The 24,458-nt window shown below is 44.1% G+C and carries 25 protein-coding genes; 12 read left to right on the top strand and 13 right to left on the bottom strand.

Annotation, left to right across the window (positions count from 1 at the left end; all coding sequences use genetic code 11):
- Positions 1-19: 19 nt before the first annotated feature.
- The 3 genes from B5X68_RS17680 to B5X68_RS17670 form a co-directional block, all read right to left on the bottom strand.
- Complete coding sequence (locus B5X68_RS17680; RefSeq protein WP_082216069.1) at positions 20-1,879, bottom strand: T9SS type A sorting domain-containing protein; 1,860 nt, start codon at positions 1,877-1,879, stop codon at positions 20-22.
- Positions 1,854-2,651 carry a PASTA domain-containing protein gene (locus B5X68_RS17675; protein ID WP_082216068.1) on the bottom strand — a complete coding sequence of 266 codons (798 nt, stop codon included), beginning with the start codon at positions 2,649-2,651 and terminating at the stop codon, positions 1,854-1,856. Before B5X68_RS17675 ends, B5X68_RS17680 begins: the two co-directional genes overlap by 26 nt.
- A 66-nt stretch (positions 2,652-2,717) precedes the next feature.
- Complete coding sequence (locus B5X68_RS17670; RefSeq protein WP_082216067.1) at positions 2,718-3,311, bottom strand: riboflavin synthase; 594 nt, start codon at positions 3,309-3,311, stop codon at positions 2,718-2,720.
- Between the two features lie 169 nt (positions 3,312-3,480).
- Between B5X68_RS17670 and hisB the strand changes: the two genes are divergently transcribed.
- The 4 genes from hisB to B5X68_RS17650 all read left to right on the top strand — a co-directional run bounded on the left by hisB (position 3,481) and on the right by B5X68_RS17650 (position 7,501).
- Positions 3,481-4,605 carry a bifunctional histidinol-phosphatase/imidazoleglycerol-phosphate dehydratase HisB gene (hisB, locus tag B5X68_RS17665; RefSeq protein WP_082216066.1) on the top strand — a complete coding sequence of 375 codons (1,125 nt, stop codon included), beginning with the start codon at positions 3,481-3,483 and terminating at the stop codon, positions 4,603-4,605.
- 212 nt (positions 4,606-4,817) lie between these two features.
- Positions 4,818-5,114, top strand: a complete 297-nt coding sequence (locus B5X68_RS17660; protein WP_082216065.1) for a hypothetical protein — start codon at positions 4,818-4,820, stop codon at positions 5,112-5,114.
- A gap of 116 nt (positions 5,115-5,230) precedes the next feature.
- Entirely contained in the window at positions 5,231-5,878 is a 648-nt protein-coding gene (gene can / locus B5X68_RS17655; protein WP_082216064.1) for a carbonate dehydratase, read from the top strand.
- Positions 5,879-5,923: 45 nt separating this feature from the next.
- Positions 5,924-7,501 (top strand): SulP family inorganic anion transporter, encoded by a 1,578-nt coding sequence (locus B5X68_RS17650; RefSeq protein ID WP_082216063.1) that lies wholly within the window; start codon positions 5,924-5,926, stop codon positions 7,499-7,501.
- A gap of 150 nt (positions 7,502-7,651) precedes the next feature.
- Here B5X68_RS17650 and B5X68_RS17645 read toward each other — a convergent pair whose 3' ends face one another.
- The 8 genes from B5X68_RS17645 to B5X68_RS17610 all read right to left on the bottom strand — a co-directional run bounded on the left by B5X68_RS17645 (position 7,652) and on the right by B5X68_RS17610 (position 14,326).
- Positions 7,652-8,107, bottom strand: coding sequence for a hypothetical protein (locus B5X68_RS17645; RefSeq protein WP_082216062.1), 456 nt, complete (start codon positions 8,105-8,107; stop codon positions 7,652-7,654).
- 19 nt (positions 8,108-8,126) lie between these two features.
- Entirely contained in the window at positions 8,127-8,567 is a 441-nt protein-coding gene (locus tag B5X68_RS17640; protein WP_082216061.1) for a hypothetical protein, read from the bottom strand.
- Positions 8,568-8,621: 54 nt separating this feature from the next.
- A complete protein-coding gene (locus B5X68_RS17635) occupies positions 8,622-9,164 on the bottom strand; it encodes an RNA polymerase sigma factor (RefSeq protein WP_026628471.1) in 543 nt (180 codons plus the stop codon).
- A gap of 161 nt (positions 9,165-9,325) precedes the next feature.
- Positions 9,326-10,282, bottom strand: coding sequence for a transketolase family protein (locus B5X68_RS17630; RefSeq protein WP_082216060.1), 957 nt, complete (start codon positions 10,280-10,282; stop codon positions 9,326-9,328).
- 9 nt (positions 10,283-10,291) lie between these two features.
- The gene (locus tag B5X68_RS17625; RefSeq protein ID WP_170916672.1) at positions 10,292-11,149 is read right to left on the bottom strand and encodes a transketolase; all 858 of its coding nucleotides are present in this window, start codon (positions 11,147-11,149) and stop codon (positions 10,292-10,294) included.
- A 95-nt stretch (positions 11,150-11,244) separates the two neighbouring features.
- A complete protein-coding gene (bcp, locus tag B5X68_RS17620; RefSeq protein WP_082216171.1) occupies positions 11,245-11,703 on the bottom strand; it encodes a thioredoxin-dependent thiol peroxidase in 459 nt (152 codons plus the stop codon).
- Positions 11,704-11,707: 4 nt separating this feature from the next.
- Positions 11,708-13,666, bottom strand: coding sequence for a M23 family metallopeptidase (locus B5X68_RS17615; RefSeq protein WP_082216059.1), 1,959 nt, complete (start codon positions 13,664-13,666; stop codon positions 11,708-11,710).
- A 48-nt stretch (positions 13,667-13,714) separates the two neighbouring features.
- Entirely contained in the window at positions 13,715-14,326 is a 612-nt protein-coding gene (locus tag B5X68_RS17610; protein ID WP_082216058.1) for a fumarylacetoacetate hydrolase family protein, read from the bottom strand.
- A 209-nt stretch (positions 14,327-14,535) separates the two neighbouring features.
- Between B5X68_RS17610 and B5X68_RS17605 the strand changes: the two genes are divergently transcribed.
- The 3 genes from B5X68_RS17605 (at position 14,536) to B5X68_RS17595 (ending at position 18,159) form a co-directional block, all read left to right on the top strand.
- Positions 14,536-15,171 carry a C40 family peptidase gene (locus tag B5X68_RS17605; protein WP_082216057.1) on the top strand — a complete coding sequence of 212 codons (636 nt, stop codon included), beginning with the start codon at positions 14,536-14,538 and terminating at the stop codon, positions 15,169-15,171.
- A gap of 115 nt (positions 15,172-15,286) precedes the next feature.
- A complete protein-coding gene (locus B5X68_RS17600) occupies positions 15,287-16,507 on the top strand; it encodes a hypothetical protein (RefSeq protein WP_229208464.1) in 1,221 nt (406 codons plus the stop codon).
- Positions 16,504-18,159, top strand: coding sequence for a DUF8832 domain-containing protein (locus tag B5X68_RS17595; RefSeq protein ID WP_082216055.1), 1,656 nt, complete (start codon positions 16,504-16,506; stop codon positions 18,157-18,159). The genes B5X68_RS17600 and B5X68_RS17595 overlap by 4 nt, the downstream gene beginning before the upstream one ends.
- 5 nt (positions 18,160-18,164) lie before the next feature.
- Here the strand turns inward: B5X68_RS17595 and B5X68_RS17590 are convergent, their stop codons facing one another.
- On the bottom strand, positions 18,165-18,821 hold the full coding sequence (locus tag B5X68_RS17590; RefSeq protein WP_082216054.1) for an HAD family hydrolase: 657 nt from the start codon (positions 18,819-18,821) through the stop codon (positions 18,165-18,167).
- Between the two features lie 311 nt (positions 18,822-19,132).
- Here B5X68_RS17590 and B5X68_RS17585 point away from each other — a divergent pair, with 311 nt between their 5' ends.
- The 4 genes from B5X68_RS17585 (at position 19,133) to B5X68_RS17570 (ending at position 21,934) form a co-directional block, all read left to right on the top strand.
- Entirely contained in the window at positions 19,133-19,573 is a 441-nt protein-coding gene (locus B5X68_RS17585; RefSeq protein WP_082216053.1) for a hypothetical protein, read from the top strand.
- A gap of 15 nt (positions 19,574-19,588) precedes the next feature.
- A complete protein-coding gene (locus B5X68_RS17580; protein WP_229208463.1) occupies positions 19,589-20,059 on the top strand; it encodes a hypothetical protein in 471 nt (156 codons plus the stop codon).
- Between the two features lie 208 nt (positions 20,060-20,267).
- Entirely contained in the window at positions 20,268-20,777 is a 510-nt protein-coding gene (gene ispF / locus B5X68_RS17575) for a 2-C-methyl-D-erythritol 2,4-cyclodiphosphate synthase (protein WP_082216169.1), read from the top strand.
- 23 nt (positions 20,778-20,800) lie between these two features.
- A complete protein-coding gene (locus B5X68_RS17570) occupies positions 20,801-21,934 on the top strand; it encodes an amidohydrolase family protein (RefSeq protein ID WP_082216052.1) in 1,134 nt (377 codons plus the stop codon).
- 5 nt (positions 21,935-21,939) lie between these two features.
- Here the strand turns inward: B5X68_RS17570 and B5X68_RS17565 are convergent, their stop codons facing one another.
- Positions 21,940-23,055 carry a tetratricopeptide repeat protein gene (locus tag B5X68_RS17565; protein ID WP_082216051.1) on the bottom strand — a complete coding sequence of 372 codons (1,116 nt, stop codon included), beginning with the start codon at positions 23,053-23,055 and terminating at the stop codon, positions 21,940-21,942.
- A gap of 144 nt (positions 23,056-23,199) precedes the next feature.
- Here B5X68_RS17565 and B5X68_RS17560 point away from each other — a divergent pair, with 144 nt between their 5' ends.
- The gene (locus tag B5X68_RS17560; RefSeq protein ID WP_082216050.1) at positions 23,200-24,456 is read left to right on the top strand and encodes a M16 family metallopeptidase; all 1,257 of its coding nucleotides are present in this window, start codon (positions 23,200-23,202) and stop codon (positions 24,454-24,456) included.
- Positions 24,457-24,458 lie beyond the last annotated feature (2 nt).

Here is a 24,458-nt window from a genome sequence, read left to right as displayed (position 1 = left end):
CTTTTTGTGATTGATAAAGTTATTGGACAAATAACATTTTTTGAGTGAATGATCGTTTCCCGTCAGACGATTTCACAATATAAATTCCTTCGTCTACATGAACTTCGGCAGAACGCTGACCCTTTTCCGGCACAATAGTCTTAACAAGATATCCTTGTATGGAATATATTTCAATTCGTTTTAGAGACGCATTATCCCAATTAATAATTCCTTTATTCGGGTTTGGAAAAAAATGACTTCCGGCGATGTCGACCAGCTCATTTCCGGTAACCACGCCCGCAGCTTTCTTTCCGAGATAAGGACGAATCATAATACTGCCATTCAGCGCCGTTTCCTTAGCCCACTCAGTTCCCAAATTATAAAAGACGGCATTCATGCCAAGCATAGAATTCCTGTCAAATCCAACAGTAACCGGCTGCTCGTTGAGTTGTAGCCAGCCGACGTAAAATGTATCCGGAACAGCAACAGGCGTGCTGAATGCATAATCAATAAAGCCGTTGCGCTGCGCGGGGTAACGGGCCCCAACAGATCTTTGCGCAATGACCCTGTCCGGCTTGCCATTTTTATTATCAAAAATCTGTATCGTAAACCCCTGCCCTGAAATGTCTTTATTGAACTGCACCATCGCCAGCCTGATCCCTCCGATCGTGTCCGGCTTTGCAAGTGCGAATTGCACAGCCACACGACCCAGCTTTTGATTAACCTGCACGCCATACTCTGCGCTGCCGTCATCGTAGGCATAATAATCGGTTAGGTCCACTCTCGAAGTGATAGAATCATTTGTCTTCAAATTAACACCGGGAATAGTGTCCGTTGTGGTCACAACAAATTTGGTGATCAGTTTTAAACTATCCAGATTGCTGCTAATGGTTAAAGGCGAAGTTCGGATCTGCAAAGACTTGGATTTCAGTGCTTCTACATAAATTGACCTTTGCACATTTCGGAACATTTCAGTGCCCCTGCCCGCTTCCCTGATCGTAAATGTGCTGGTTAATATGTTGAAGTTGTTGAAGTTGTTTACCACATCTGTTTTCACAGAATCAGAAAGTGCAGCCTGCGGGTTAGCTTGATATTGTCTGAGCGGCATGGCAGTATATTTTTTAAAAAATGGCGAAACAGCTTTGCGCACAGCAACATCAAAAATGTATGGCTGCTTTACCGATCGTTTTGCATTTAAATAAACGTAATCCAGATGCCAGGTGTCGTAATAGCCAGAATTGCGTCCATATGCACGGAATCTGAACTGAAACGCATCATGGAAGTAACCCGGATCAGCAATCTTTACAAACTGCATTTTATAAACCGTGTCCAGCTTGTAGCCAACCTGTTGCCAGGCTGTAACCCAGCCATTGGTCTTGCTAAAAAATTCCAGTTGAAAATAGTCACTTGAATCGGGCATCTCTCCCAAACCTTTCGCCATCCAGTGAAAACTAATGTAAAGCGAATCAGCGGCTTTTTTGCCAGCAAGATTGATCGGTTGTGAAGTTAATGTGTCTGTAAAATTTTGGGTAAGCGGATTTACAAGATTATAGGGCGTTCCGGTCCCGTTTAAACCATCGAAAGTGGCGATATTCAGTGATGGATGTGAATTGGAAAGCGTGTTGTTAATGTAAACGCCACTTCCGGGAAGCCAGTTTTTGGTATCTGGATTTGCCGTCTTCGTAGTAGAAAAATCATCAAAAAACGGCAGGTTTAATGTCGCTTCCGTGCGCAATGTGCTTTGCGTTTCGGCTTCTTCATCATTGTAATAACCGCTAATCGGAACGAGCCTTAACTGGGCATATAGCAACTGACACTGAAAAAGCGCGAACAGCAATGTCAGAATTATACGTTTTTTATTATAAAAATAAACTTTACTGTTCCGGTAATATATTCTCATTCCCAGTTGATTCAACTGCCTGTGGTGTGATCCAGAGATCGATTACATCTCCTATTCTTACATTATTTCCAGCGTCCGGATTTTGCCTGACCACCGTTCCTGCTGCTTGTCCTTCTTCTGCCGGAATCTCCATTTGCTGGCCTACTTTCAGCCCGGCGCCGATCAGCGCGATTTTGGCCTCATCCAATGGTAAGCCCAAAACAGAAGGAGCTTCAAATTGCGCAGTACCAAGCCCCTCACCCAATTCAAGATCTATTTTTGAGCCTTTCGCAATGGCTTGTCCCGGCAAAATCTCCTTACCGTTGTACATTTGCTTCAAAACCGCATTTTGCGCCATATCAGGCACATATGAAATATTTCCTTCTTCCAATCCTACGCTTTTTAGCAACATTTGCGCGCTGCGATGCGTCATATCCGTCAGCTTAGGCATTTTAATCAACGGAGCTGTGCGTGAGGAGACAGTAACATATATTTTGCGGCCTTCTTTTACCTTGGCACCCGGCAACGGATATTGTGAAATAATGGTCAGCGGAGGAACATTGGCCACGAAAGTACAATCCACCTCATAGCGCAGATCGCGGCTTTCGAGAAATTCTTCGAGTTCCGCCACATTCTTTTTCTTTAAATCCGGGATTGTCACGGCCTCCCCATGATTGGTCGTGAATGGCAGATAAACGAAAAAGAAACCCAGGAAAAGAACCAAAAGCAATGAGACTATAATTCCGATGTGTATAAAAAGATCCGTTCTGGACTGTGTACTTATTTTGGCCATGTATTATGAATGCTCGAAATGTATAGACGGGTAAAAATAAACGTAATATTTCAGGATGCCAATATACTACATTGTATAAGAGCCCAGAATTCTTTTAATGTATTTACCGAGGATATCAAATTCAAGATTGACCCGGTCACCTGCTTTCAGGCTATGAAAATTGGTAAATTCATAAGTATAAGGAATGATAGCAACCCGGAATGCATTCGTTTCAGAGTTAAAAACGGTGAGACTCACACCATTGATACATATAGAGCCTTTTTCAACGGTTAGGTTTCCGGTCGAAGCATCATATTCAAAATCAAAAAGCCAGCTTCCGTCACGTTCTTCGATGGCCGTGCACACGCCCGTTTGGTCCACATGCCCTTGCACAATGTGCCCGTCAAAACGACCATTCGCTGGCATACAGCGTTCTAAATTAATTTTATCTTTCACCGCCAGGTCGCCCAGGTTTGTCTTGATCAATGTTTCTTCAATGGCGGTCACTTGATAGGTGTCGCCTTCCACAGCCACCACAGTAAGGCAAACCCCATTATGATTTACACTCTGATCTATTTTGAGTTCGTTCGCAATCGGGGATTGAAACGAAAAAGTTTTATTGGTGCCTTCGGAATCTACTTTTAAAAGCGTTGCAACGGATTCTACTATTCCTGTAAACATTATCTTAGTCGAAATTTTAAGATACAAAGTTACAATTTATCATTACTCTTTTCTGTACAAAAGGTGCTATTGCTGTGGGTAAATCTTTTCAAATCCACATAGTTTGCGAACTTTGCAGGAACGCGGGAAACCAGCAAGCGCTTTGCCTACATATCTTTTATAACCATTAATGAAAAAAGTCTTATTTATTGATCGGGACGGAACGATCATCGTTGAACCTCCCACAGATTTTCAGGTAGACTCGTTAGAAAAACTCGAATTTTTACCAAAAGCGATATCCGCCCTGCGCAAAATTGCAGAAGAAACTGATTTCGAGCTGGTAATGGTGACAAATCAGGACGGCTTGGGAACAGATTCATTCCCTGAACCAACATTCTGGCCTGCACAAAACAAAATGTTGCAGACTCTGGCGGGAGAAAATATCCATTTTGCCAATATTCATGTGGACCGTAGCTTCCCCGAAGACAATCTCGCAACCCGCAAACCAGGCATTGGAATGCTTACCGAATATTTTTCGGAAGAATATGATCTGGCAAACAGTTACGTGATCGGCGACAGGCTTACAGATGTCCAATTGGCTGTAAATTTGGGTGCTAAGGCTATTTTATTTTTAGACCAAAAACCTGAAACAGGTTTGTCTGACAAAATGAATGAGGTTACCAGCTTCATTTCAAGGGACTGGGACGCGATTTATGAACATTTGAAGTTGCCGGCCAGAAAAGCATACGTAGAACGTAATACTAAGGAAACGCAGATAAGAGTTGAGCTGAACCTCGACGGAAGCGGCCGATCCGACATTCATACGGGCCTCGGATTTTTCGATCATATGTTGGACCAACTCGCAAGACATTCAGGCGCTGACCTCACCATTCACGTCGAAGGCGACCTGCACATTGATGAACACCACACCATCGAAGACACTGCACTGGCATTGGGCGAAGCTTACCGACAGGCGATCGGCGATAAGCGCGGCATCAGCAGATACGGGTTCCTGCTTCCTATGGACGAAGCGCTGGCTCAGGTTGCCATTGATTTCTCCGGTCGACCGTGGATTGTCTGGGATGCAGAGTTTAAAAGAGAGAAGATTGGTGAAATGCCTACGGAAATGTTTTTTCACTTTTTTAAATCTTTTTCGGACACCTCGCTATCTAATTTAAATATTCAGGTAAGCGGTGACAATGAGCACCATAAGATCGAATCGATATTTAAAGCCTTCGCGAAGGCAATAAAAATGGCCGTCAGACGTGATTTGAAGGCACTGGATTTCATGCCTTCGACCAAAGGAGTCCTTTAATTTTTCGATTAATTGAACTGGCTAAGACATTTTTTAGTTAATTTTGTTAACGTTAAGTAGTGTATTAATTGCTTTTTTATGGAAATGACAATCATAATGATCGTTTTTTATGTGGTTCTTCTCGGTTCTGCGTTCCTTGTCGGACGCTGGCTGGAAAACAATGAAAAACAATGGAAAGCTAAGTAAAAGCCTTTACCTAATCACATCTCAAGTTGCTTAAGTCACTCTGTCTCATATTACTTACGGCCTTCCTCATCTGTAAAGCCACAGATGTCGCCAGCCTCTTGCTGGCCAAGGAAAAGTCATCTGTGGTTTGCGATACCGGCACTTGCGATAATGAAAAAACAGAAGTTGAGAAAATCAACGACGACCAGTTGTTGATTTCTCATTCCCTACATTTTGATAAATACATTTTATCAATCCCGCTTAAAAAGACTTTCTCCTACTCTGCCGGATTTCAAAACGAAATCTCACTCAAGCTGCTCTCGCCGCCACCCGAATTGATCTGATTTTCTTGCATTATTTATTCTGTGAGCATGATGCTCCTGCGGATGTGTATTATTTCCATTCCGTCAGGCTCGTCGTCTAAGTTCTCCTATTCAATAAATTATCCTTAAAAGAAATCATGATCAGGTCATATAATCAACTTTTTGAAAACAATAAAAAATGGGTCGATGCAACAAACGAGCAGGATCCTGAATTCTTCAACAGACTGGCAAACGGGCAAAGTCCCAAATTTTTATGGATCGGCTGCTCTGATAGCCGCGTTCCTGCAAATGCCTTAACCGGCACAATGCCCGGCGATATTTTTGTACATCGCAACATTGCCAATATGGTCATTCATACGGATATGAGCATGCTAAGTGTGCTGGATTACTCTGTAAATGTGCTTGGTGTGCAACATATTATCGTTTGCGGACATTATGGTTGCGGAGGTGTTGCCGCTGCGATGGGCAACAAGCAAGTGGGCCTTATTGACAACTGGCTCAGACACATTAAAGATGTTTACCGTCTGCACCAGGATGAGCTTAACGGCATCGAAGACATGCAGAAAAGAACCGACCGGTTTGTTGAACTCAATGTGATAGAGCAGGTGATGGACCTGGCAAAAACGTCAATTGTACAAAATGCCTGGGCAAACAAAAAGCCTTTACAAGTTCACGGACTTGTTTATGCAGTTGGAACCGGCATTCTTCAGGATCTTGATGTAACCATGGACAGCGCAGACGACATGGAGAACGTATATAGGATGGATGTTCCTGTTATCGCCTGATATCGTATTCGTTTTTGATCACTAATTGATTTATTAGATAATCGTATGTCAGCAGATAAAAATAATTTGTTTTCCAACCTCAAGTATGATATCCCTGCCGGGCTGGTCGTTTATCTGGTTGCGTTACCATTGTGTCTCGGTGTAGCATTAGCCTCCACCGGGCGCTCCGACCTCCTTTTTTCAGGTATAATTGCTGGAATGATCGGCGGGATCGTCGTTGGTTCCATCAGCGGATCATCCCTTGGGGTTTCTGGTCCAGCGGCAGGGCTTGTTGTGATCGTACTCAATGCCCTCGATACACTGGGCAGTTTTGAGGCGTTTCTCCTGGCCGTCGTAATTGCAGGGATCATCCAGGTAATCGCCGGAGTGATGAAAGCCGGCATCATCGGCTATTACTTTCCTTCGTCCGTTATCAAAGGAATGCTGGCAGCCATTGGTATAACCCTCATTTTGAAGGAAATACCGCACGCATTCGGTTATGACGCGGATTTCATGGGTGATGAAGCATTTAGTCAGAAAGACGGTCAAAATACATTTACCGAGCTTTTCAATGCCGTAAAATACAGCAGCACCGGCGCTATTATTATATCTGTGTTTTCGCTCGGGTTGCTGATCCTTTTCGACAAGCCTTTTATGAAGAAAGTTCAGCTTTTCCGGTTTGTGCCAGGTGCATTGTTCGTGGTGATTTCCGGAATCCTGCTCAACCTGTTGTTTTCGAGAATAATGCCGAACTGGGCATTATCCGGCGATCATTTGGTGCAGTTACCAGTTGCTTCTTCGGCAAGCGAGTTTTTCAGCTTTTTCAAAACACCAGACTTCTCCGCTATCACCAGGGTCGAGACATATACGATCGGTTTAACATTAGCTATTGTTGCCAGCCTCGAAACATTGCTGTGCGTTGAAGCAACGGATAAACTTGATCCTTTCAAGCGCAGTACGCCAACGAATCGCGAGCTGGTTGCCCAGGGAATTGGTAACATTACTTCGGGGTTGATCGGCGGCTTGCCCATCACACAGGTAATTGTGCGGAGCTCTGCTAATATAGATTCAGGCGGAAGAACCAAAATGGCAACCATTACGCATGGCTCCATTTTGCTGCTTTCTGCCCTTTTTATTCCAACGTTCTTGAATTTTATCCCATTGGCATCGCTTGCTGCTGTGCTTTTAGTGGTAGGTTATAAATTGTCCAAATTCTCTCTTTACAAAGGAATGTACCAGTTGGGCAAAGAGCAGTTCATACCGTTTATAGTGACCATTATCGCCATCCTGAGCACGGATCTGCTCAAAGGAATAGGCATCGGAATGGTGGTTGCGATTTATTTTATTCTGAGAAAAAATTACAAGCATTCTTATCATTATGTGAAAGAAAAACACAGAGATGGCGATGTGATTACATTAATCCTGTCAGAGGAAGTGACATTCCTGAACAAAGGGAGTATTAGTGCAACATTGGACAATTTGCCTGACAATGCCACTGTGGTTATTGACGGCACCAAGTCCATGAACATTGATTATGACGTGCTTGAAATCATTCAGGACTTCAAAAAACACGCGGCGCCATTACGGAACATTGTTGTGGAAACGAAGGGCATCAATGGCGTAGAAGTGGTCGGCGGCCACTGATATTGCTGAGATCCCATTACTTAATATAACTAAAATAGCCGGGCATTCCCCGGCTATTTTTTTGCCATAAAAAATCCCACAACCAGCCGGAGCCAATGTGGGATAACGATTTGTAATAAGCCGATAGCCGGTCAAAAGTTCTTTAACGTTCTATTTATTTTTAAGGCGCTGGATAAGCATGTCATTGAATGTACGTTCCGCCTTGTATAATTCGATCACCTGACTCGCTGTGATGACTTTCAGGAAGCGGTTTTGATATTCTTTTTCAAGATCCAACTCTTTCTGACGCAATTCCTGCACTTCTTTCAGGTTGTTAAGCACTTGATCATCCGTCTGGCCTTCCGCTTTTTTATCATTAATGATCTTCCGCTGCGCCCTGTGGATCTCTTTCCTTTTTTGAGAATATTCATTGTAAACCGGCCAGAATCCCGTCGACTGTTCGGGTGTCAGGTTCAGACGGTTGGTAATAATGGCCACCTTCGCATCCTGAATCCGCTTTATCTCTTCCTCCGACTTCCTCTGCGCGCTCACTGCTGTAATCGAAAGCAACGCCACAAAGAGAATTATCAATAAATTTCGGTGTCTGGTAATAAGTTGTAAGTTCATTTTATAATTATTGTTAGGGTCAAATCGTCTCAGCACTCGAAACCGATTCCTGTAATTGCTGGCGAAGGATGTCATCTTCAAGTCCATCCAGGTAAAAAAGTACAGTGGAATCCGTGTCAAATGCCTTCTGAACAACTTTATGCTCACTTAAATCGTAATAACTCATGTCCTGGTCTTCCAGGTAACTAACGATGGACGCATTACTGATGCCACTTAACGGCTCCTGTCCGAGCGATCCCTGGCGTTCCGGAACGGTTACCCATACCAGCACTAAAATCAAAGCCATTGCCGACACAAGCGCCAGCGAACGCTGCCACGACCAGCCTATTACAGGCTTACGAACAGGTTCCGACGGAATTCTTGATTGGATCATCTGAGGCAGTTTGTCAAAATAGTCCTCCGGAACCTGGAAAGGAACTTCCTTTTTCAGATCATCCAGTCGTATGCGCTTATTATCCATGATTATTTATATTTCCAATCTTGTAAATGTTTGACCAAACTAGTTTGAAATGGTTTAATCCGTTTCGTTTAAATAATCCTCAATTTTTTTTGAAGCCCAATGATATGAAGCTTTTAGCGCGCCAACCGACGTCCCGGTAATCTCCGAAATCTCTTCGTAAGGAAGTTCTTCAAAATATTTCAGGTTAAAAACCAGCCTTTGCTTTTCTGGTAATTTTAATAATGCCTTCTGTAATTTGAGCTGAATGGCGTCACCGCTCACCAGCGGATCGGCTTCCAGCTTTTCGCTCAGCTCACTTTCTACATCATTAATAGAAATGAAAAAGCGTTTTCTTTTCTTGTTCAGGAAGTTGATAGCCTCATTACTCGCAATCCGGTAAAGCCAGGTGTAGAACTTGGAGTCGCCACGGAAATTTTCCAGCGCCGTCCAGGCTTTAATAAAAACATCCTGTGTAATGTCATTCGCATCATCATGGTCCACAACCATTTTCCTTACCAGCCAATATACTTTTTGCTGATACTTCCGCACCAGCTGACTGAAAGCGTTCCGCCGCGTTTCGGGATTTTCAAAAAGGGATAATAATTCTTCGTCAGACATTTAATCAATACTAATTCCCGAATCAACACAAGTCAATAATAGTTCATTTTTTGGTTCAGGGCAAATAAAATTTGAGTCTTGCAAAAAGTAAAACATAGTTTTAACCTTTCGCAAGACTCAACGTTTTCCGGCACCAAAAGCCGGTCAGTAACTTCAATAACCTATGCTTTTCTCTCGATAGCACGTTTTGCAGCTTCCACAATGTGCTTCGCTGTCAAGCCGTATTTTTCCATCAGTTGTGTAGGCGTTCCGCTTTCTCCAAAGCTGTCGTTCACCGCCACGTATTCCTGAGGAACCAGTTTGTTTTTAACCAAAACCTGCGCAACGCTGTCTCCCAAACCACCAATGCGGTTATGCTCCTCAGTGGTTACCACGCAACCTGTTTTCTCCACAGATTTCAGGATTGCCTCTTCATCCAAAGGCTTAATGGTGTGAATATTAATAATTTCTGCATTGATGCCTTCCGCTTCCAGAAGTTCACCCGCCTGGATCGCTTCCCAAACCATATGGCCCGTTGCGAAAATGCTCACATCCGTTCCTTCATTCACCATCCACGCTTTACCAATCTCAAATTTCTGATCCGCATCCGTGAAAACAGGGATTACCGGACGACCGAAACGCAGGTAAACAGGGCCTTCGTAATCAGCAATCGCAATGGTTGCTGCTTTTGTCTGGTTATAATCGCAAGGATTAATCACCGTCATGCCCGGCAACATTTTCATCATCCCAAGATCTTCCAGGATCTGGTGCGTTGCGCCATCTTCTCCTAATGTAAGTCCCGCGTGTGAAGCACAGATCTTCACATTTTTATTGGAATAAGCAACACTCTGACGGATCTGGTCATAAACACGGCCCGTTGCAAAGTTTGCAAATGTTGTAGCGAAAGGTATTTTACCGCCAATGGTCAAGCCGGCAGAAACGCCGATCATATTTGCTTCCGAAATACCGCATTGGATAAAACGGTCAGGATTTTCTTTTATAAATGCTTCGAGTTTCAGCGAACCAACCAAGTCAGCGCAAAGTGCCACGACATTTTCGTTCTGCTGTCCCAACACATGCATTCCGGCCCCAAAGCCCGAACGCGTATCTTTCTTCTCAGTGAAGGTGTATTTTTTCATTGTATATAATTAATAGTCTCCCATTGTTTCTTCCAACTGGCCGAGCGCTGCCGCAAGTTGCTCATCATTAGGCGCTACGCCGTGCCATTTGTGGCTGCCCATCATGAAATCAACACCAAAACCCATTCCTGTATGCAACAGAACCATTATAGGTCTGCCGTGACCCAGTCTGCTTTTTGCTTCGTAAAGGCCTTTCAGCACTGCTGCCATATCATTGCCTTCTTCGATAGAAATCACTTCCCATCCGAACGCTTCATATTTTTTACCCAAATCACGGTTGTTCATAACCTTAACTGTCGGGCCGTCAATTTGCTGACCATTCAAGTCAATGAATGCAACGAGGTTATCAACCTGGTGGTGCGGCGCAAATGTAGCTGCTTCCCAAACCTGTCCTTCCTGCTGCTCGCCATCGCCCATTAACACGTAAACATGACCTTTGTCATTGTTGAGTTTTTTGGCAAGCGCAGCACCGATCGCCACAGACATACCTTGTCCCAATGATCCAGATGCAATGCGAATTCCTTCCAAATGCTCGTGCGTAGTCGGGTGACCTTGCAAGCGCGAATCCAGCTTACGGAAAGTTGCCATTTCCTCCACAGGGAAATAGCCTTTACGCGCAAGCGTGCTGTACCAAACCGGCGAAATATGTCCATTAGAAAGAAAAAACAAGTCTTCATCCTTGCCATTCATGTCAAAAACCGGCTTTCCGTCCTGTTCTTTCAATTGCATACGCTCAAAATAAAGCGCCACAAGTAATTCTGTACAGCCCAAAGAACCTCCCGGGTGTCCCGACTGGCAGCCGTGCACCATACGCACAATGTCCCGGCGAACTTGTGAGGCTACTTTTTCTAATTGTTCAACTTCCATGTTTATCGATTTTCTATTTATCAAATACGTTCTTTGTGCGTACATTTTTCAGCCCGCAAATGTCCCATTATTACGGCTTTCCGAATGACTCATTATTACTCACTTTTGTTAAGAATTTGATCAGTGTGATTTTCAGTATCCACTTTCTGCACAACTTCTTCAATTACACCGTTTTCATCAATGACGAATGTTGTGCGGATGATTCCCATGTATTCGTGACCAAATAATTTCTTTTCGCCCCAAACGCCGTAATCATTTACCAATTTCTGGTCAGTATCAGCCAGTAACGGGAAAGGCAGGTTATATTTTTTTATAAATTTCCTGTGCGACTTTTCGTCATCCACACTCACGCCCAAAACTTTATAACCCCGCTTCAAAAGCAAATCGTAATTATCCCGAAGGTTACATGATTGCGCCGTGCAACCAGGTGTATCGTCCTTTGGATAAAAGTAGAGAATGACTTTTTCTCCTTTAAAATCAGAAAGTTTCACCTCTTTTCCATCCTGATCTTTTGCAGAAAATGCCGGGGCGGGATCGCCTACTTGAAGTCCCATACGTTTATCTTTTTCGTTTTTTTGTTTTTTTCCGCGCAACAGGCAGGTCTTTTAATTCGGTTTGCAAGATAGTACTATTTCCTGCCCTATCTGTCACTTCCAGCGTTAGTTCGCCTTCAAATGGCTGAGTAGGATCAAGCTTTTCAGACCAGATATAGCCTTTTTTTGAATCAAAATTCATCAGCACCCATTCCCCGTTGACCAATGCTTTATAATGATCAACCCCGGAAGTGGCGTCTCCAATAAATCCGCGGATTCTGTCTTTGCTATGCTCTACCAGCCGTATCTTGGGCGGCACCGTGTCAGCCTGGATAACAAACGTTCCAAGCTCCCGGGTTTCAAATTTGATCTCATTATCTGCCCAGGTTCCTCCTAAAAACCGATAATAGCCGTCTATATAGCGGTAAACGCGTGTTTTCTCCTTGTTTTCAGGAACATTCTCCGGAGTAAAGGCTACGGAAATATAATCTTTAAGCGCCGTTCCCCGGTTATTAATGGTTAATGCATTAAAATTCTGCTGCCCAGTGAGAAACAATGTGTCGAAGATGCTGGTGTTTTTAAAATCAACGGACCATTTCTCTGCCTTATAGCTGGATGCAACTGCCGGATAAATCTGACTTCTTAAATAAGTTTTAACCGTCGTTTTGCCTATTTTGACCGAATCCGGCATATATGTTCTTAGATCTGTCAGAAAAACTGCTGTCTCGCTTGCATAGAAATCGGGATCCTTTTTCACTTCCTTGCCATTAGAATAATAAGTCGCAAACGGAATGGTGCTCCGGTAATGTTTCGCCTTCACGACCAGTGTGTTCTCCTGCACGTCCGTTTGAATGTATTCAGGATTTATTTCTACATCATAAACTGGAAGCGGCGAATTTTTTGGCTCACCTTTGATCGTAAAAACCAGCTCAGAAGCATTCTCGAAAGAATCCGTGATTTTGACGCGCACTTCATGCAGCAACGTATCTGCAATATTCAGTTTACCATTGATTGCATTGGTTTTGTACAGATTGAAATTATTGCCGTCGGGAACGTAGCATTTCAGATAACGCTGCCCGGTTTTCTGTTCCGTTTCGTAGTCGATCAGGTTATTGTAATCCCTTGTGGCCGTGTTGGGAAAAATTTCAATGTTATAGGAAAACACTTCATCCCCATCCATTTTGATCTCAATACACTGCAAACCATAACGGAACCCGGTGCCTGTCATCTGGTCGTGCGCAACCATATCAATTCCGATGATCCCCGTTGCTGAAACCGTGTCAGGGAGTCTGTAAGAGCCATCTTTCAGCTTAACCGGCGCATAAACCTTCCGGTCAAACTGACCATTCACCCGACCATTAATGTCCAGCGGCCTGATTGCCAGATTGACAAATTTCGGTGGAGTCACGTCTTTAATCTCATTGAAACCAAAATACAGTGGATTAAGAAAATTATCCTTGGAATCGCGGATCTCAAAATGTAAATGCGGACCCGCAGATCCGCCTGTGTTCCCTGAAAGCGCTATAATTTCGCCCTTTTTGAAACTGAATTTTCCTGCTTCCGGAAAAAGATCAATTTCGAAAGTCTGCTTTTTATACTGCTCCTCGCGCACGTAGGTCGCCAGGGGATCGCTGAATTTTAGTAAATGTCCGTAAACCGTCGTCTGACCATTGGGATGGCGTAAATAAATCACATTGCCATAACCACTCCGCTGCACCGCCACTTTGTAAACATATCCCTCAGCTGCGGCATACACATTAAGTCCTTCGCGCTGTTCCGTACGAATGTCAAGACCAGCATGAAAATGGTTTGTGCGCAAGTCGCCCAGCCCGCCCGCAAGCGAGTTAGCAAGCCCCGGCCTGATCGGAAACTGGTAATAACCTTTTGGGTAAGTTTGTGTCTGAGCAAAAGAAAGCGAGCATAAGCCCATCAAGCCCGAAAATAACAAACCAATACGGACCATTGTCCGGGAATGATAACGCATGAAAACGAAGTGTATGAATGACTGGTCCTGCGACCGAAAAGATCAGGTTTACCTAACGAATAATTCAAGCATCTTCTTGCCTTCAATCGACGCCGTAAGCTTATCTCCGATCTGCACAGGCCCAACGCCCTTTGGCGTTCCTGTGAAAATCAGGTCACCTTTTTTGAGCATAAAATATTTGGAAACGAAAGAGATCAGGTAATTAATGCGGTAAAGCATCATGGAAGAATTTCCGTTCTGGCGCATCTCACCATTAACATCCAGACTGAAATTAATATTTTGAATGTCTTCGAAGTCAGAAACCGGAACAAATTCCGAAACCGGCGCAGAGCCGTTGAATGCTTTTGCCAATTCCCACGGCAGGCCTTTTGCTTTCAATTCAGATTGTAAATCCCTCGCCGTGAAATCAATGCCTACGCCAATCTCGTCGTAATATTTATGAGCAAAGCGCTCTTCAATGTTCTTCCCAACCCTGTTTATTTTTACAACAAGCTCCACTTCATAGTGCACATCCTTCGAAAAATTGGGATAAAAGAATGGTTCGCCTGTCCTGACCTGCGCCGTTTCCGGCTTCAAAAAAATTACGGGAGCATCCGGTTTTTCATTATTTAATTCAGCAATATGCTCGGTATAATTCCTGCCTACACAAATAATTTTCATTAGGAGCAAATAAAATTTGGATTCGATAAAAACACAACAAAACTACTTACAAAGCGGTCAGGGACATAATATTTAGCCTAATTTTTCATACAAAATCGTGCCCTCTTCGTTATAGCTCTGGCTAAGTAATCTGCGCTTATTCCTTCAATCTGCTTCATAAATCTTTATTATTTTTGATGAAAGTATCGTTACTAACAGAAAGCTTGCGCATGAAGAAGCAAATTACCCGGACTTTCCATTTCACAATCTGCACTCTGGCATTAACATTACTTCTTTTTGCATGCGATACCCTTCGCAAAACCCCGGAAAGATCGAACTCTTCAAGATACACTCCTTCAAGGTCATCCAAATCGCGAGGAACCGTTGCACGCAGACCACCTGCAAGGACGCCTGCCAGAAAGCCCGCAACCGCCTCAAAACCAACATATAGCAGACCGGGAGATATGCCCGCATCCGCAGTCCCGCAAGTGGTCCAGGTAGCCCGCACTTACGCCGGAACTCCATATCGCTCAGGAGGAAATGACAAAAACGGCATCGATTGCTCGGGCCTGATCTGCTCCGTCTATTCCGAAATCGGCGTAAAAGTCCCGCGCATTTCCTGGCAGCAATCGGAATTCGGTCAGGAAGTGAGCAGCATTAAAGACATTAAGCCGGGTGACTGGTTATTTTTTGTGCCCGAAGCAGGCAAAGAAGGCTATGTTTCCCATGCAGGAATTGTGACCGACGTCCGAAATCAGGACGAAATCATGTTCATTCATGCTTCAACCTCGCGTGGCGTACGGGAGGACAATCTTTTTTCCAATTATTTCAAAGGCAGGTTCGTCAAAGCAATGCGCCCGTTTTGAGCCGCTTGATCATTGCATAGCATTTTTTTCATGTAAAATAGGGGTAAAACACGCATCGACTGTCTGTTGTGCATGATAACTGTTATATTGAAGCATTAAATCCTTTCTCAACCTTATGGAAACTACTATGGGCCCTCCGCCAGAGGTCGGAGGCCGGGTTGTCCCGCTCAACGCAAGTCCGGACATTCCTATTTACATCTATGCGACTGTTTTTGCCTCTTTCTGTGTCATTACCGGCTTGATCTGGGACATATGCTGGCACATGAGCATTGGCCGTGATGGTCTTTTGTCGCCGCCTCACCTGGTGATCTATCTTGGCGCAGTCGTTGCCGGGCTGTTCTCCGGGTTCGAGATTCTGAGAAAAACATTTTGGGGCAATGATCTGGAAAAGTCTGCAAGCGTAAAGATCTGGGGCTTTTTTTACAGCTCATTAGGGTCTTTGTTCTGCGTTTGGGGGGCATTATCCATGCTCACTTCGGCACCATTCGACGACTGGTGGCATAACACTTACGGTTTGGACGTTACCATTCTTTCGCCGCCCCACACGGTGTTGATTTTAGGCATTATCGGCATTCAGTTTGGTGCTATGATCAGTGTGATCGCGGTTAAAAATCAGCTCAAACTTCGTTCAGCGCAATTTTTTGACAAGAAAAAAGCATTGGATAAAACATTGTTCTGGCTATTTGCATTATCTGCTGGCTTCCTGCTAACCATTTGGTATACATTACTTTCCGAAGAACTTGGCCGTATGCGCATGCATCGTTCCAGCCTTTACATTTTTTCCTCGGCTGCATTTCCAATTTTGTTAATGGCTGTTGGCAGAGCTGTTCGTCACAAATGGGCAATCACCGCTGCAACAGGCGTTTATACCTTATTAATGTTGCTTACGCTTTGGATTATCCCCTTGTTTCCTGCCGAGCCGAAATTAGGCCCCATTTTAAATCACATTGATCACTATCAGGGTTTTCAATTTCCACTTTTACTGATTATTCCTGCAATTGCTCTTGATTTTCTGCGTCATCGTTACGGCTATATGAACGACTGGAAACTGGCCGCGCTTTTAGGATCAGCGTTCTTATTGGTTTTCTTTTTATTCCAATGGTTTTTCGGATCATTCCTGATGGAGTCTCCCTATGCAAGAAACTGGTTTTTCGGAAGTCATTACTGGTATTTCGGCAACAGCCCCGACTGGGAATATCGTTACAAATTCGGCCCGTGGATGGTAGAAACAATGCCCGAATTACTGAAAGGATTAGGCATTGCATTGATCGCCAGCTTGATTTCAACGCGCATTGGCTTGGCTTGGGGCAATTGGATGCATAAAATTCAACGATGAAAAATTTTATCTTAATCATTATGCTTTTGGCTGTCAGTATGACGGCAAAAGCGCATGTAGGAAGCGCCGGCGTAAAAATGCAGGGGCAGGCCGGCCCGTATAAAGTGCTGGTGAGCGTGGAGCCGCCAGATGTAATTCCGGGAACCGCAAAAATTACGGTTTATATAGAAAATGGCATTGCCAGGAAAGTCCTGGCCAGGCCGATTTACTTCTATTCCGGTGACAAAGGCGCGCCGTCTCCCGACGAGCTTACACAAGTTGCGGGACAAACGGGCCAGTTTCAGGGGGTAGTTTGGCTAATGGAATGGGGCTCATCGAGCGCCCAGATCCAGATTGCGGGGGACAAAGGAAAAGGGGAGCTTATCGTCCCTATTGTTGCCGTTTCGACAGCCGAACGCGACATGCCGAAACATTTGGGCATTGGACTAAGCATTTTGGGCATATTGCTCTTCTTGTTAATGATCACGACCATCGGTGCAAGTGTCAGTGATGGAATATTAAGGCCTGGTGAAACATTAACACCTGCTCAAAAGAGAAAACGCTGGGTTAATATGGGCATTGCAACCGTGTTATGCTCACTCATTTTATATGGAGGAAGCAGCTGGTGGGATAGCTGGGCTGCTGAATATAAACAATGGCTTTACAGACCTGTGAAAGGAAGCGCGGCCATTTTGCAAACCAATAACCAAAGGGTTTTTCAATTAAAAATTGATACAACAGGCTGGAACGCACAACGTCGGGGCAGTATGCTAAGCACACTGATCCCGGACCACGGCAAGCTGATGCATACGTTCCTCGTGCGCACCCCGGGGCTGGACGCATTCGCGCACATTCATCCGGAACGTATAGACAGCACAACATTCGAAGCATTTTTACCCAAACTTCCAGCTGGTAAATATCTGGTTTACAATGACATTGTCCAACTCTCAGGTTTTGCCGAAACCATTGTAGACACCATTGATATTCCCGAACAAGCAGCCACTGCGAAACCTTTGAATGTTACCGCAGAAGAAGATACATATGTTGTAACTGACCCGATTAACGCTCCTGGCAATGTGCCGATGGATGAGAATGTCGTGATCTGTGGCAAGCCAGGAACAAAAACCGTTTTCAAAGACGGCTCATATGCGGTTTGGGAAGGAATGCCGAATAAGCCGCTGGATGCCGGAAAACCGTATCAGCTGACATTTGAATTTTTCAATCCGGATGGAAGCGCCTGCTATCCCGAACCATATTTGGGCATGACTGGCCACGTAGCAGTTGTGCGTACGGACGGCTCTGTATACATTCATTTGCACCCGACCGGAACATTTGCAATGGCTGCGGAACAAACATTCAAAGACCGCATGGCCGATACAGCCAAAGTTGCTAAAAGACCGCAACCAGTGATGTTCAGGGACAGCATCGACCGCTACCTCGCCAAATTGAAGGCCATGCCGATGGAAGAAAGAGAAGTGTTTCTTATGACCGAAATGGGCATGTACGACATGAAAGACGGCGCTATGACCGGCATGGATCACGGCAACCGCATCTCTTTCCCCTATTCATTCCCCAAAGAGGGCCGTTACCGGATCTTCCTGCAATTGAAACGGAATGCAAAAGTACTCACCGGTGTCTACGACGTGAAAGTGAAAGACGCAGTCACGTTATAACCGGTTCAGAACAACTTTTTAATTTTCTGGAAGGACATCTCCCTGTAATTTTCAATATAGAGATTGCAGGGAGGCAATTCTTCCTTCGTATGTGAGCTCAACACGCCTACTACACGCATTCCAGCATTGATCGCAGCTGAAACTCCCGAAAAAGAATCTTCAAATACAACACATTGATCCGGCTCCACACCTAGATTTCTGGCGCTGGTCAGATAAACTTCGGGATCTGGTTTGTGTTTTTTCACATTTTCACTCGCCATTATAGAGCCAAGATGTGACCGGATCGGAACTTTTGTCAGGATCAGGTCCAGATTTGCTTGCGGCGCGGATGTGGCCACACCCAGTTTCACACCATTGCTTTGAAGGTCATTAATAAAAGGCACGATGCCTTCAATCGGGTCAATGTAAGGTTCGTAGATCTGGCGAAACAGACTTTCCTTTTCATTTTCCATTTGCAAGAGTTCTTCCCCTTCAATCGCCCTTTGCAAGAAATGGCTCAGGATATAACTATTGCTTTTGCCAAACATATGCATAGCAAATTCTTCGTCCGTGGGTGACAGGTCACGTTTGGAGAAAAATTCGCGAAACGCCATAGAATGATAAGGATTGGTATGGCAAATCACACCATCCATGTCAAAAATTACTGCTATTACTTCTTTCATTGGGCAAAGTTAAACATTCAACATTTTCCCAACATGCATTCAGGGACTTTTCAGGCAGCACAAACAATTATTCTTTCCGTATTAGCTTGGTAAACCGCGCAACGAGCCCGATATTTAGAGCAATATAAAAGAGAAATTGTAGTTGGCACTGATATATAATTCTACTTTTCATGTAACCGATTGCAGTTTATAAGGTTATTATATTAAATTTACCATACTAACCCCGGCTATTTCCGGAAATAGCAAGCAGAACCTGCCAGATCCCGATTTCTGGAATTTCTTTGCAAACAATGATACGTCAATAACAATGTATGAGTGAATTAGAGCCCATCAAAAACGGAGTTGCCAGACCGAACGGTAATATAACTTCTCTTGAAGTTTATGACAAATACGGTGCAATGGCTTACGGGATAATTTTGCAGATTTTGCCGCAGGTCCATTTGGCTCAGGAAGTGTTGGTCAGTGTGTTTTCTTCACCTCAATTGCAGGCTTGTAACAGCTATCCTTTCAGTTTCGCAGCTTGCGTTATTAAGTTAGCGAGGGCAAAAGCCGTGGAGGCTAAGCGGAAGTTAATGGCCATCGCCCCGGTTGCCGATCCAGCAAATGCGTTGGACGCATCACCTGAGAAAATTTTTGACTTGTCGTTTTGTCAGGGCTTCACACCCGAAGAAGTTGCCGGGAAACTGAATATATCTAAATCCGAGGTTCTTCGTTCTTTTCATGAATATTTCAAATTATACCGTAACGCGTAACAATCAAGGCATATAGTGGAAACACAAAACTTTATAGAGAGCGGGATTTTAGAGGCGCATTTGTTGGGGTTGACCAATGAAGAGGAGAAGGAACTGGTAAAGCAAATGGTCGAAGAAAACGAGGAGATTAAAGATTACCTGGTTGATATTGAGTCTGATATAACCCGCTATTTTAATGGCTCCGCGGTTACGCCTCCGTCTGCACTACGCGAGATCATTCATTTAAGAAGCAACCAGGAAAATTTCAGGAAAGAGAAGCATACATTCAAAAAGAAGGCAGCGGAGGAAGATCAGAATACCAGGTTTCTCGATGTGGAGGTGAATGACACCCACATTAAAGTACATAAATTCTGGCGTCCTGCCTTCATAGCCGTATTTATTTTATCAAAAATTTTCCTGATCGCCGGGCTGTATTATTACTTTAAAGCAGTCAACCAGGAAGAGCAAATCCAGAAATTGAAGACAGAAATACAGCAGGTCAAATAGTCAGACAACATTCATAAAACAAGCCGGAAGTCACTCGTGATCTTCCGGCTTGTTTGTTTATATTTGAAAAAAATACACATTATAATTTATGGAGGAAAGAGAAGGTGAATGGAGTGAAGAACACACAAATCCTAATGACAAACTGGTCGAATTGCAGCGCAGCATAGCTGAATTGAAGGATTTTGTATTTAACAGTCGAACAAAATACATGTTTCCGTTTCGCGTTGGTCAGGGTTATGATGTGCATCAGTTGGTGGAAGGCAGGCCGTTTTGGCTTGGGGGGATTTCAATCCCGCATTCACATGGTGCAAAGGGTCACTCCGACGCCGATGTAGTCTGCCACGTAATGTGCGACGCGCTGCTGGGAGCAGCGAATATGCGCAACATTGGTTATCATTTTTCCGACAAAGATCCGCAGTGGAAAGGCGTCGATAGCAAAATCTTGTTAGCCAAAGTCCTGGAAATGATCCGCGAAAAAGGCTTCCAAGTGGGTAATGTTGACGTTACAATCGTTTTACAAAACCCAAAACTGAATCCGCACATTCCTGAAATGAAAGCATGCCTTTCTTCGGTTACGAACATTCCAGAACAAGATATTTCCATCAAAGCAACCACTTCCGAACATTTGGGATTTGTAGGCCGCGAGGAAGGAATCGCCGCTCATTGCGTAGCGCTGATATATTTACCTAATTTTTTTCCTATAAACAACGATCATTAAACCAACCCTTGAAAAACGCCTTCATGAAAAAAGTTCTCCTTGCCCTCACCGTTTCCATTGGTTTTACTTTTGCCGCTTGCGCCCAGGAAGGCGGACAGATTACTCAACCACTTGGTTTCGAAGAGTACGATCCGGTTTCAACTTTGAAGGTAGAGGAGCACATTACCAAGAAAGCCAAATTTCCTTTTATCGACGTTCATAACCACCAATATCAGATGCCGACCCAGGACCTGAAAGCGCTGACCAAGCAGATGGATGAGCTGAACATGGGCATTATGGTCAATTTGAGTGGCCGCGGATGGTCGCAGGAATGGGAAGAAGGGACGGCGACGCTGAAAGGTTCACTGGAAAATGTGGCGAAGAACCAGCCGAAACGCATTGCCATATTTACTAATCTTCAATTCAAAGGTTTTGGTGAAAAAGACTGGTCGGCGAAGGCGGTGGCGCAGTTGGAGGCGGATGTGAAAATGGGCGCAAAAGGACTTAAAATTTATAAGAGCCTGGGTTTTAGCGGAATTAAAGATGATAAGGGAAACCGCGTTGCCGTAAGCGATCCGCGTCTGCAGCCTGTTTGGAAAAAATGCGGGGAACTAGGCATTCCCGTTTTGATACACACTGCCGACGTCCCGTCATTCTGGGACCCGATGGACCGTTACAATGAACGCTGGCTGGAACTTAAAACCCACCCTAACCGCAGAAGGGGTGCAAAAGATCCTGTTCCTTTCGACTCTCTGATTGCAGAACAGCATCACATTTTCCGGAGCAACCCTAAAACAACATTTATCAATGCACATATGGGCTGGTATCCCAATAATTTGAAAAAACTGGACAGCTTGATGGTCGTTTTTCCAAATATGTATGTGGAAATAGGTGCGGTGATTGCTGAGCTTGGACGCCAGCCACGCGCTGCGAAGAAGTTTTTTGATAAATATCAGGACAGGGTTTTATTCGGAAAAGATAGCTGGGTGCCTGCTGAATATGCAACCTATTTCAGGGTTTTGGAAACGGAAGATGAATATTTTCCTTACCATAAAAAATACCACGCATTTTGGAGAATGTATGGAATGGGCCTTTCTGACGAGGTTTTGAAAAAGCTTTATTACAAAAATGCCCTGAAAATTATTCCCGGACTGGATAGGAGCCTATTCCCAAAATAACCAACTCATTTATAGGCTTTTGCCTCCTTAATCACAGATCTGTACTCCGCTTTGCCGAGGCATTTTTTGTAATAATCTTTCGCTTTTCCTTTGTTTCCGGCCCTTGCCGAAATCCTGGCTAAGCCTGCATATGCCATCGCATGATATTCCTTGGTATACTGATCGTCATGCGGTGTTTTCAAGGCAAGAAGATATTCCCGTTGCGCCGAAGCATCGTTTTTCTCATGTTTTTCGTCCATAAGACCCTGGAATGTTCGCCAGGCGACAGGATAAAATCCGTGATTTACCTTTTTCAATGAAGTAAGCTCCTTTCCAGCCTGATCGTATTTACCCGATAACAGCAGTGACTCAATGTTTTTCATCAGAAAAACCGGATTTCTTGGATATAACCCTGCTAGTTTATCCATATAAAAAACGGCCTTTTCGGGCCTCGATTCGTATTTCAGATAAATGTGTGAAATATAGAAATTCGCCTCTGCACGGGTTATTGTCCCGACTTTCGTAGCATTATCTATTTGTTTCAAACCCAACGCCTTATCTCCGCTTTTAAAGAAAACCAGCAATGGTTTTACAATGGGATGTTCTTCGGGATACACCTCAACATAATAGTTGTACATGCCCGAAGTGAAATAAAATTCAGGGTTTTTGTTGATTAGTTTCAAGCCTTCAACGAAGGCATTATACGCTTTTTTACCCTCCCCTGCCGCATTCATCATTTCGCCCTTATAATTGTACATCATGGCCATGTATCCGCGTGCAACCATCGTATAAAAAACAGCCTCAGGATCAAGGCTATTCTTCCCGAATTTCTTATTAATAGCATCCAGACACTGATCCAATTTATGAATGTACTCTTTCGACTTAGCAGGATTATCCTTTATGGGTAAATGCTTCCAAAAAAGAACAAAAGAGTCGAGAATGTACGAAACGGGGTGATTGGGATACTTTTTATCAACCTGATCCATGAAAACCTGGGCTTCGTCAAACTCATAATTATATATTTTGTCCAAACTGTTCTGAACGTTTTTTAATGACGCAGGATCATTTAAAAGTTGTGCGGGAGCCGGAATCGAACAAAATATCAGTGTAAAAAAGAAAAGGAATCGAAGCGTATTTTGCATAGCATTTACTATAAACTCAAAATGGTTTGGTGGAACCGCACCTGAACATTAGCTTTGTTAATAACCCTAAAACAACATTGCGGGTTTCTGTTCCAAACTTTTATTTGGCCGGTTTTATTAAAAATTATTTTACTCACTGATATTATGATTCGTTACGAGCAGTTTACCCTGGACAATGGCTTGAAAGTTTTTGTTCATGAAGATTTTTCCACTCCGATGGCTGCCGTAAACATCTTATATAATGTGGGTTCGCGGGATGAAGATGAAGAGCGCACGGGATTTGCACATTTGTTTGAACACCTGATGTTTGGCGGCTCCAAAAACATTCCCAGCTACGATATTCCCGTGCAGAATGTGGGCGGAGAAAACAATGCTTTTACTTCCCCGGACATCACCAATTACTACATTACATTACCCGCAGATAATATAGAAACGGCTTTTTGGCTGGAATCGGATAGGATGATGAGCCTTTCTTTTGATCCCAATGTGCTGGAAGTGCAGCGAAAAGTAGTGATTGAGGAGTTTAAACAACGTTATCTGAACCAGCCTTATGGTGACATGTGGCTGAAATTAAGGCCATTGGCTTATAAGCAACACCCATATCGCTGGGCGACGATCGGCAAGGACATTGATCATATTGAAAGGGCCACGATGGACGACGTTCAAAATTTCTTCTTCCGTTTTTACAGGCCCAACAATGCAGTCATGGTGGTTGCCGGAGCGATTAAAACGGCGCAGGTTCGTGAATTAACTAAAAAATGGTTTGGCGACATTCCAGCTGGCGCTCCGTATGTGCGCAATGTTCCCAAAGAGCCCGTGCAAAACGAGGCGAGGCATCTGGAAACTTCCGCAGCTGTGCCATTAAATTCGTTGATCAAAGTGTATCATATGCCCGGCAGGTACGAAAAAGGTTTTTACGCGACGGATTTGCTAAGCGACATTCTTGGACGCGGAAAATCCTCTCGTTTATATCAAAGCCTATTAAAAGAAAAGTCGATTTTCAACAGCATTAGCGCCAGCGTGACTTCTTCCCTTGACCCCGGCCTGCTTTTGATCAAAGGAAACCTCAATCCCAATGTCAGCCTTGAAGAAGCAGATGCTGCTGTGGCAGAAATATTGAGCGAAATGGTGGCAAAAGGAGCGCATGAAGATGAAGTAACCAAAGTCAAAAACCAGTCGGAAGCTTCACTGGCATTCTCGGAGGTGGAGTTACTGAATCGTGCAATGAACCTCGCTTTCGCAGCCAACGCCGGCAATGTGGATTGGGCGAATGAGGACGCGGAAATTATTCGAAACCTTACTTCCGACGACATTCACGCAGCAGCGAAATTGGTATTACGTCCTGAAAACGCTTCAACATTGTATTATCGGGCTGATGAAAAACAGGTTGCGCTTGCCTAATG

Origin of the sequence: Dyadobacter psychrophilus (genome assembly GCF_900167945.1) — a bacterium.
GTDB classification, from domain to species: Bacteria; Bacteroidota; Bacteroidia; order Cytophagales; family Spirosomataceae; genus Dyadobacter; species Dyadobacter psychrophilus.
The sequence above is the reverse complement of the archived record's forward strand: the minus strand, read 5'-3'. Positions and strand labels throughout refer to the sequence as shown.